Genomic DNA, 9,297 nt, shown 5'->3' on the forward strand with positions numbered 1-9,297 from the left:
CACGAAATTCAGCTTCGAGAAAGACACCAGCACCGCCACCCGAAGCTATCAGGCCCTATCCGGCGGCGGTGCCGACGGCGCCTATGGCGTCGGCGTGCTCAACGGCTGGAGCGCGGCCAGAACCCGTCCCACCTTCTCGGTCGTCTCCGGCGTGAGCACCGGGGGCCTGATCGCGCCCTTTGCGTTCCTCGGCTCGCAATATGACGACACGCTGAAGGAGGTCTACACCAGCGGCATCGCCGAGAGCCTCTTGAACGATCCCAGCATCATGCGCGTGCTGTTCGGCTCCGGCCTGTTCGGCAACACGCGGCTGCGCGAGCTCGTCGCCCGCTATGTCGGGCCGGAAATCATGGCCCAGGTCGCGCGCGAGAACGCCAAGGGCCGAAAGCTCTTGGTGGTGACGACCGATCTCGACACCCAGCGCACCGCGATCTGGGACATGGGCAGGATCGCAGCGGTCGGAACACCCGAGGCCCTAAAGCTATTTCGCGACGTGATGGCGGCCTCCGCCAGCATTCCCCTGGTGTTTCCTCCGATCATGATCGATGCCGAAGGCGAGGGCCGCAGGTTTCAGGAGATGCATGTCGATGGCGGCGTGACGGCGCCGGTGCTGACGCTGCCGGAAGCCCTGCTGTTCCAGGGTAGCCGCCTGCCGGGCACCGCGAAGATGGACATCTACATCCTCGTCAACAAGAAGATCGAACGCAATTTCGAGCTCGTCTCCAACAGCACCATCGATGTTGCCTCGCGCAGCCTGTCGGCGATCACCCAGTCGCAGACGCGCTCGATCATCTTCTCGACCTATGATTTCGCCAAGCGCAACCGGCTGGGCTTTCATCTCTCCTACATCGCGCGCGATTATCCCGCGTCGCCCTCGGAGGGGTTCGACACCGCCTATATGCGGGCGCTATATCAGTACGGATATGAGAAAGCGGCGGCCGGCCAGGCCTGGACCTCGTCGCTCCCTTGAACCCCGGAACGACGCCGTACGGAGACCGTTGACGATACGGCCAATTCGGCCAGATTCGCGATGACGCCCCCGATCCTGCGCGTTATAGAGCGATGACCATTGTTGCTACCGCGCAGGAATCATTGGGCATGGGATTGACTGCGACCAGGACAAAACCGGCAGCGCCACGGCGCGAGGTGCCGAAATCCCGTGGCGGCCGCCCGACCAAAAGCGCCGCCATCGAGCGCGATCAGCGGCTGATCGAGGTCGCCACCCGCCTGTTCCTGGATCGCGGTTTCGACGCGACCTCGCTCGATGCGGTCGCGGAAGCCGCGCGCGTGAGCAAGCCCACGGTCTATTCCCGCTATGGCGACAAGCGCGGCCTGTTCACGGCGGTACTGAGACGCGAAATCTCGCGCTGGCTTGCGCCGCTGTCCGCGGCGGCCGAGACCCGGCTCGGCAGCTCATCCGACATCTCCGTCGAGCAGCGGCTGGTCGAGATCGGGCGGGAGATGCTGACATTCACCTGCGGGCCCGACGCCATGGCCTTCAGCCGCATGATGACGTCGCAGGCCATCAACTTTCCCGACATCGCCAAGCTCGGCAAGGAAGAAGGCTGGCTGAAGGCCGTCGCCACCACCGCGCGCTTCTTCGATCATCTGGTGGTGCAAGGCGCCCTCGATGTCGAGGACACCACCATTGCGGCCGAGGTGTTTCTTGACGTCGTCGTCGGCCACACCCATCGCATGGCGACGTTCGGAACCCCGATGGAAATCAAGTCCGCGGAGAAGCGGATGCGCGCGGCGATCAAGCTGTTCCTGGCCGGGGCGCTGGGACCCGCCGATCGCGTCAAGGATGCCGCCAAAGCCGCGCCACGCCGCCGTCCGTCCCGCTGACAATTCCGTGAGCTCGCGATCTATCCCCAAGGGGGCCACGGCCGCGCCATTGACCAAAATAAAACGATACGGTATGGTTTTGTTATAAGCGGTTCAGGCCCGGTTTTCACCAGCCCCAAAACGGGTCCGGACCGCCTTTCAGACTAGGATCGCCGCGACGGGTACAGCCCGTTGCAATGATCCGCGGCCGGCCGCTGCCCATGGTCGGCCGCGCATTTCTGTTCAAGACGGCCCGGGCCGCCGGCCGGTAAGACAGGTCTCGGCATGGAGACAACGAGAATGCGCATCGTCATAGGCTGGAAGCCGGTCCTCGCGATCACCCTGTGGGCGATGCTCATCGCAGCGCCGGCGCAGGCGATCGTCTCGGCAGGCGGCACACCCACCGCCCTTCACAGCGAGACAGATGGTGATGCGGAAGCCGACCGCCAAGCGGTCAGCCGCGAGATCGAGCGCTTCCGCAGCTCGACCGTCTCGATCAGTCAGGCCATGGCCATTGCCGAAGCGCGGCACGCCGGCGCCACGACTGCCGATGTCAGTTTTGACGGCGGTTCCGGCGTGCCGGTCTACCGGGTCAAGACCCTGCACAACGACCGGATCTGGCGGCACACGATCAACGCCTCGACCGGTGAGCTCATTGGCGGGGAAGCGGCCCTGCCCTTGACCGAGCTCGACGCGGAGGATCGCAACAACCTCGCAGCGCTCGGCGCCATCCGGCACCGCCTGGCGGATGCGGTGCGCGTTGCCGAGCACACGGCGTCCGGCAAGGCCATCAGCGGCGGGCTGGTGCGCGAACGCGGCCGGCTCAATTTCGCGATCGTCGTCATCAGCGGCGATGACCTCAAGGAGGTCATCCTCGAGCCGCCGGGCGCCCCGGCCAAATAGCGGAGGCCCCCGCCCCGGCCACAATCCCGCCGAAAAGCCATTGACGGGCGCAAGACTCTCCAGCATAAGTCGCCGCCATGTTCACGACCACCAAACGCACGACCAAAACCACCACGGCCTTCGGGGCCCGGGGAGGCGTGCGCTTGTAGTCGTCGACTAAAACGCAATCTGCTCTACCGAAGCCCCGCCCATGATGGTCCGGGGCTTTTTTGTTGTCTAAATCGCAAATTCAATGGAGGACACAGTGAGTAACGATCCCGTCGTCGCGATTGTCGGCGTCACCGGTGCGGTGGGCGCCGAATTCATCGCCACCATGGACAAGCGCGGCTTTCGCGTCAGTCAGCTCAAGGCGCTGGCGAGCGCCCGCTCGGCCGGCAAGACGGTGTCGTTCCGGGGCAAGGACGTCGTCATCGAGGAATTGACCGAGCGCGCCTTCGACGGCGTCGACATCGCCCTGTTCTCCGCCGGCGGCAGCATCTCGAAGAAGTACGCGCCGATCGCGGTGAAGGCCGGCGCCGTCGTGGTCGACAATTCCTCCGCGTTCCGGATGGATCCGAACGTGCCGCTGGTGATCCCCGAGATCAACGCCAACCGCATCCGCGACCACAAGGGCATCATTGCCAACCCGAACTGCGCCGCCATCACCGCGCTGGTTCCGCTCTGGCCGATCCACCAGAAGAACCGCATCAAGCGCGTGATCATCTCGACCTACCAGGCGGCTTCCGGCGCCGGCGCGGCCGCAATGGACGAGCTCGTCGAGTCCACCCGCGCCAATCTCAACGGGCAGGTCTATACGCCCAGGGTGATGCCGCACCCCTACGCGTTCAATCTCTTCAACCACAACACCGCGGTCGACCCCGAGACCGGCTACAACGACGAAGAGACCAAGGTCATCAAGGAGACCCGCAAGATTTTTGAGGACGAGACAATCGCGATTGGCGTGACCTGTGTGCGCGTGCCGGTGCTGCGCGCCCATTGCGAGGCCATCACCTTCGAATGCGAGAAGCCGATCAGCGAGGACCAGGTCCGCGCCATCATGGCGCAAGCGCCCGGCGTGAAGATCGTCGACGACCGCGCCAAGAACTACTTCCCGATGCCGATCGACGCCTCGGGCCAGGACGACGTTCTGGTCGGCCGCATCCGCAGGGATCTCAGCGATCCTAGCGGGCATTCGATCTCGATGTTCGTGGCCGCGGACCAGTTGCTCAAGGGCGCCGCGCTGAACGCCGTGCAGATCGCGGAGCTGCTGCCGCAGCGGGTGATGGCGTAACGGAAGGTACGTAGGGTGGGTTAGCAGAAGGCGTAACCCACCTCTTTACTGTCCACGCGGATAGAGAAGTGGTGGGTTACGCTTCGCTAACCCACCCTACGGCCCTGCCCGAAACAGCAGGCACGCATCCCCGTACGAATAGAACCGGTAGCCTTCCGCGATCGCATGCGCGTACGCCTGCTTCATCGTCTCGAGCCCCGCGAACGCCGACACCAGCATGAACAGGGTCGAGCGCGGCAGGTGGAAGTTCGTCATCAGCACGTCGACGGCTCGGAAGCGATAGCCCGGCGTGATGAAGATCGACGTCTCGGCCGTAAACGGCTGAATGGTGCCGTCCTCGGCAGCGGCGCTCTCCAGCAATCGCAGTGACGTGGTGCCGACGGCGATGATGCGGCCACCGTTGCTCCGCGCCGCGTTGAGCCGCTCCGCCGTCTCGGCCGGGATCGTGCCCCACTCGGCGTGCATCTTGTGGCCTTCGGTGTCGTCCACCTTCACCGGCAGAAAGGTCCCTGCCCCGACATGCAGCGTGACACGGTTGATGCCGACGCCGCGGTCGCGCAACGCCTGCTCCAGCGCCGGGGTGAAGTGCAGGCCCGCGGTCGGCGCGGCAACGGCGCCTTCATGCGCCGCGAACATGGTCTGGTAGTCAGCAAGATCCTGATCGTCAGGCGTGCGCTTCGAGGCGATGTAGGGCGGCAGCGGCGGGCTGCCGAGATCGGCGATCGCCTGGTCCAGCGCGGGGCCATGGAACGAGAAGCCAAGCGTCACCTCGCCGTCCGCGCCCTTGGCCTCGACCTCGGCGTCGAGATGGCCGAGCAGGCAGACCTTGCCTTCATTGCCGAACCGGATGCGGTCGCCGGCGGTGAGCTTCTTCGCCGGCTTCACCAGCGCCTGCCAGCGCGAACCGTCGAGCCGCTTGATCAGCGTCGCATCGATCTTCGGCTCGGTCTCGCGGCCGATGCGGCGGCCCCTGAGTTGCGCCGCGATCACCTTGGTGTCGTTGACGACGAGCTGGTCGCCCGGATTCAGCCATTGCGGCAGGTTGGAGATGGTCTGGTCGCGCAAGGCTCCGTTCTCCACGACCAGCATTTTCGCGGAGTCGCGCGGCTGCGCCGGGCGCAACGCGATGCGCTCGGCGGGCAGATCGAAGTCGAAGAGATCGGTGCGCATTGCGCCGTTGCGCCTCACTTGGCGTCATTCCGGGGCGATGCGCAGCATCGAACCCGGAATCTCGAGATGCCGGATTGCCGCGCTTTGCGCGGCCTCCGGAATGACGTGCTTGCGGTTACTCCGCGTCCGCGGCCATCCGCGCCTTGACGATCTTGTCGGGGTTCTGCACCGGCTCGCCGCGCTTGATCTTGTCGACGTTCTCCATGCCGGAGGTCACCTTGCCCCACACCGTGTACTGGTTGTCGAGGAAGCGGGCGTCGTCGAAGACGATGAAGAACTGGCTGTCGGCCGAGTCGGGGCTCGCCGCACGCGCCATCGAGGTGACGCCGCGCACATGCGACTCCTTGTTGAACTCGGCCTTCAGCTTCTGGCCCGAGCCGCCGGTGCCGGTGCCGTGCGGGCAGCCGGTCTGCGCCATGAAGCCGTCGATCACGCGGTGGAACACGATGCCGTCGTAGAAGCCCTCGCGGACCAGCTCCTTGATGCGCGCGACATGGTTCGGCGCGAGGTCGGGCCGCATCTCGATGGTGACGGGCCCCTGCGTGGTTTCGAGGATCAGTGTGTTTTCAGTGGCGCTCATGCTCGTCTCTCTTGGGTTGGGGGTGAAGTCTTCCGGTTGCGAAACTGGATCGCGAATGGACGCCCCGCAGCGGCGCCGGCCATCGCATCGGTAAATGGCATCGGCGTGCAGCGTTGCAATGCCTCCATCACCGCGATCCGGTATTGCAGCCGGTCATCGTCGGAGGCCTCCGCGGACTCATAGGTAATCCTCGGATGGCCCAGAATGTTTCCGGCCCGGTTAAAGCTCACGACGACGGTGATGTCGATGGGGCGGGCCCTGGCGGCCGGGGGCGGCTTCCAGCAGGTGCGCAGATGCTGGAATACCTCCTGGATGGTGTTGACCCGCGCGTCCTCGGCGGCCGCGCCGGACAGGCCGAACAGCAGCGCCGCGGCAGCTACGATGAGCTTTTCGCCACGGCGCGCCATCGCCTCTCCTATTTGATGTCGGAGGCGACCTGCACCTTCACCATCTTGTCGGGATCGGTGACGGTGCCGCTGCCTGAACCGGGAGGCGCCTTCTTCAACTTGTCGACGACGTCCATGCCCTGCACGACCTCGCCGATCACGGTGTAATTGTTGTCGAGGCTGCCGCCGTCCGCGAACATGATGAAGAACTGGGAGTTGGCGGTATCAACGCTGTCGCCGCGCCGGGCCATGCCGACGATGCCACGTGCGAAATGCACCTTGGAGAATTCCTGCTTCAGGTTCGGATATTTCGAGCCGCCGGTGCCGTTGAAGTTCTGGCCGTCGCCGGTCTGCGCCATGAAGCCGTCCATCACGCGGTGGAACGGCACGTTGTTGTAGTAGCCCTCGCGCGCGAGCTGCTTGATGCGCTCGGCGTGCTGGGGCGCAAGATCGGTCCGCAGCTTGATGACGATGCGGCCCTTGGTGGTGTCGATGACGATGGCGTTGGCCTTGTCGAGGCCAGCCGGCAGGGTCTGTGCGCCCGCCGGGACCGCGCCGACGAGCGCGGCAAAGATCGTGGCAAGAATTGCGAGACGACGGATCATGAAAACTCCGGATCAGGTGAGGTGAAGCGGTGCGCCGTTATCCGGCGAATTTGGCCTTGAGCAGGCTTGCTACGAGCGGCGGCACGAACGTCGAAACATCTCCGCCCATGGCAGCGATCTGGCGCACCAGTGTGGCGGTGATCGGGCGGACCATGGGGGACGCCGGCAGGAAGACGGTGTGCACCTCCGGCGCCATGGCCTCGTTCATGCCGGCGAGCTRCATCTCGTAGTCGAGATCGGTGCCGTCGCGCAGACCGCGAATCATGATGGTCGCACCATGCTTGCGTGCGGCAGTCACGGAGAGGTCATCGAAGGTGGTGGCCTCGAGGGTGCAGCCGGCCGCCGCCGCCACCGGCCCGCACACGTCGTCGAGCATTTTCAGCCGCTCTTCGGTCGAGAACAGCGGCTTCTTGCCGGGGTGGACCCCGATCGCGATCACCAGCCTGTCACACAGGGGAACGGCATGCCGGACCACGTCCAGATGGCCGTTGGTGATGGGGTCGAAGGAACCTGGATAGAAGGCAATGCGCGGCATGGCTCCGTCCTACCGCGCCCGGCCCGGCCCGGCAAGCCGGACCGGTTCCCTGGCCGTTTCCCGCCAAATATGCCGCCGGTCCTGTCGGCGCCGGCCGATTTGTTTCGTCCCGGGAGCGGCCACGAAACAAAGGGAGCGCGAACGAAACCATTTCCCGCGTCCGCGAAGACGTCCGGAAACTGGCCATGGTTACTAATCCGGCCAACGAATGACGGGCCGCATACTGGGCGTAGCGGCCGCATCACAGGGGACCGTCAATGATCAAGACCATCTCAGCGATCGCCATCGCCGCGTGTGTTGCCGCAGCGCTCACCATTTTGCCCGGCTTTGCCCCGACCGTCGAAGCCAGCGTGCCGCAGCCGCTCGCCAAGAGCGACCGGCTCGACATCCGGACCATCGGCAAGGACTGCTCGCAGCAGGCCTGGCCGAACTTCGAGGCCTCCTGCCTGCGCCGCGCCGGCACCAAGAGCAATGTCCGCGAGGCGCGCCTGGTGACCGCCGACCGTACCCCGTAGTCGGGTCTGTCAGCTTCGCGTCATGTAACCCCCAGTATGAATCTCATGGATATTTGCGACGTCTCGTCGCAGACTGCCTGATGATCGCGCCCCACGGAATGGCCTGTCGGGCGCGAACCCATTGGGGGATTGCCGTTGTCCAGTACGCCCGCAGTCGCTTCCGGCCATCAACCTGATCCGCTGCCGATTGCCATGACCTTGGGCGCCCTCGGGGTGGTCTATGGCGATATCGGCACCAGTCCCCTCTACGCCCTCAAGGAAGCCGCCAAGGCGGCCGCCCATGGGGCCACCCTCGCTCCCGAAGCTGTCCTGGGGATTGCATCTCTCATCCTCTGGGCCTTGCTGCTGATCATCTCGCTGAAATATGCGCTTTTGATCCTGCGCGCGGACAACCGCGGCGAAGGCGGCATCGTCGCGCTGCTGGCGCTGCTGCATGCCCGCAATGCGCAACCCGGCACCTGGCGCGCGCACCTCCTGGTCGTCGGCCTCGTTGGCGCCGCCCTGCTCTATGGCGATGGCGCGATCACGCCGGCGATCTCGGTGCTCAGCGCCATCGAGGGCCTCAAGGTCGACGCGCCCTCGCTTGCGCCGGTGGTGGTGCCCATCACCGTCGCCATCCTGATCGGGCTGTTCATGATGCAGAAGCAGGGCACCGGCTTCATCGGCCGCATCTTCGGACCGGTGATGCTCGCCTGGTTCTTCGTGCTCGCCGCGCTCGGCATCCACGGCATCGTCAAGGCCCCCGCGGTGCTGGCCGCGCTCAGCCCGCTCTATGCCTTCGACTTCCTGATCCACCAGGATTTCCACGTCTCCTTCGGCATCCTGGGCGCCGCCTTCCTCGCCGTGACCGGCGGCGAGGCCATGTATGCCGACATGGGGCATTTCGGCCGTTTCCCGATCCGGCTGGCCTGGTTCGCCATCTGCCTGCCCGCGCTGGTGCTGAACTATTTTGGCCAGGCCGCGCTCCTGATCACCGATCCCTCCATGATCGAGAACCCGTTCTTCCAGCTCTGCCCCGACGCGTTGCATTACGCGCTGGTCGCTTTCTCTGCCGTGGCAACCGTCATCGCCTCGCAGGCCATCATCTCCGGCGTGTTCTCGCTGACGCAGCAGTCGATCCAGCTCGGCTTCCTGCCGCGCATGCAGATCCGCCACACCACCAGCCACGCGATCGGCCAGATCTACGTGCCGCTGGTGAACTGGCTGCTCGCGGCCGCAACGCTCGGCGCGGTCCTGAGCTTCGGCACCTCCGATGCGCTGGCCGGGGCCTATGGCATCGCGGTGTCGCTGTTGATGGCGATCACCACGCTGCTGGCCGCCCTGGTCGCGATCCAGTGGGGCTATTCGCCGTGGCTCGTGATTGCCGTGAACGGCTTCTTCTTCGTGATCGACGTGATCTTCTTCTCGGCCAATTCGATCAAGCTGTTCGAGGGCGGCTGGTTTCCGCTGCTGCTCGCAGCCCTCGTCGCCTTCCTGATGCTGACCTGGCGCGCCGGCGTGAAGCTGGTC

General features: G+C 65.3%; 11 protein-coding genes. 6 read left to right on the forward strand and 5 right to left on the reverse strand.

What is annotated here, in order from left to right; genetic code table 11:
* The 4 genes from ACXJL8_RS24550 to ACXJL8_RS24565 form a co-directional block, all read left to right on the forward strand.
* The coding region (locus ACXJL8_RS24550; protein ID WP_456685742.1) for a patatin-like phospholipase family protein at positions 1-970 on the forward strand (970 nt) is incomplete at its 5' end.
* A gap of 128 nt (positions 971-1,098) precedes the next feature.
* Positions 1,099-1,845 (forward strand): TetR/AcrR family transcriptional regulator, encoded by a 747-nt coding sequence (locus tag ACXJL8_RS24555; RefSeq protein ID WP_456618894.1) that lies wholly within the window; start codon positions 1,099-1,101, stop codon positions 1,843-1,845.
* Positions 1,846-2,124: 279 nt separating this feature from the next.
* Complete coding sequence (locus ACXJL8_RS24560) at positions 2,125-2,727, forward strand: PepSY domain-containing protein (protein ID WP_456618893.1); 603 nt, start codon at positions 2,125-2,127, stop codon at positions 2,725-2,727.
* A 232-nt stretch (positions 2,728-2,959) separates the two neighbouring features.
* Positions 2,960-3,997, forward strand: a complete 1,038-nt coding sequence (locus tag ACXJL8_RS24565) for an aspartate-semialdehyde dehydrogenase (RefSeq protein ID WP_456618892.1) — start codon at positions 2,960-2,962, stop codon at positions 3,995-3,997.
* 96 nt (positions 3,998-4,093) lie between these two features.
* Here ACXJL8_RS24565 and queA read toward each other — a convergent pair whose 3' ends face one another.
* From queA to coaD, 5 genes are all read right to left on the reverse strand, one after another.
* Positions 4,094-5,167, reverse strand: a complete 1,074-nt coding sequence (gene queA / locus ACXJL8_RS24570) for a tRNA preQ1(34) S-adenosylmethionine ribosyltransferase-isomerase QueA (RefSeq protein ID WP_456618891.1) — start codon at positions 5,165-5,167, stop codon at positions 4,094-4,096.
* Positions 5,168-5,282: 115 nt separating this feature from the next.
* The gene (locus ACXJL8_RS24575) at positions 5,283-5,747 is read right to left on the reverse strand and encodes a peptidylprolyl isomerase (protein ID WP_456618890.1); all 465 of its coding nucleotides are present in this window, start codon (positions 5,745-5,747) and stop codon (positions 5,283-5,285) included.
* A complete protein-coding gene (locus tag ACXJL8_RS24580) occupies positions 5,744-6,154 on the reverse strand; it encodes a hypothetical protein (protein WP_456618889.1) in 411 nt (136 codons plus the stop codon). The genes ACXJL8_RS24575 and ACXJL8_RS24580 overlap by 4 nt, the downstream gene beginning before the upstream one ends.
* A gap of 8 nt (positions 6,155-6,162) precedes the next feature.
* The gene (locus ACXJL8_RS24585) at positions 6,163-6,738 is read right to left on the reverse strand and encodes a peptidylprolyl isomerase (RefSeq protein ID WP_456618888.1); all 576 of its coding nucleotides are present in this window, start codon (positions 6,736-6,738) and stop codon (positions 6,163-6,165) included.
* A 37-nt stretch (positions 6,739-6,775) separates the two neighbouring features.
* Positions 6,776-7,273 carry a pantetheine-phosphate adenylyltransferase gene (coaD, locus tag ACXJL8_RS24590; protein WP_456685743.1) on the reverse strand — a complete coding sequence of 166 codons (498 nt, stop codon included), beginning with the start codon at positions 7,271-7,273 and terminating at the stop codon, positions 6,776-6,778.
* Between the two features lie 257 nt (positions 7,274-7,530).
* On the opposite strand from coaD, the gene ACXJL8_RS24595 reads away from it, so the two are divergent.
* Both ACXJL8_RS24595 and ACXJL8_RS24600 read left to right on the forward strand, forming a co-directional pair.
* Positions 7,531-7,788, forward strand: coding sequence for a hypothetical protein (locus tag ACXJL8_RS24595; RefSeq protein WP_456618886.1), 258 nt, complete (start codon positions 7,531-7,533; stop codon positions 7,786-7,788).
* Between the two features lie 192 nt (positions 7,789-7,980).
* Positions 7,981-9,297, forward strand: a 1,317-nt coding sequence (locus ACXJL8_RS24600; RefSeq protein ID WP_456685744.1) for a KUP/HAK/KT family potassium transporter, incomplete at its 3' end; no start/stop codon positions are given.

The organism is Bradyrhizobium sp. P5_C11_2 (assembly GCF_054049755.1).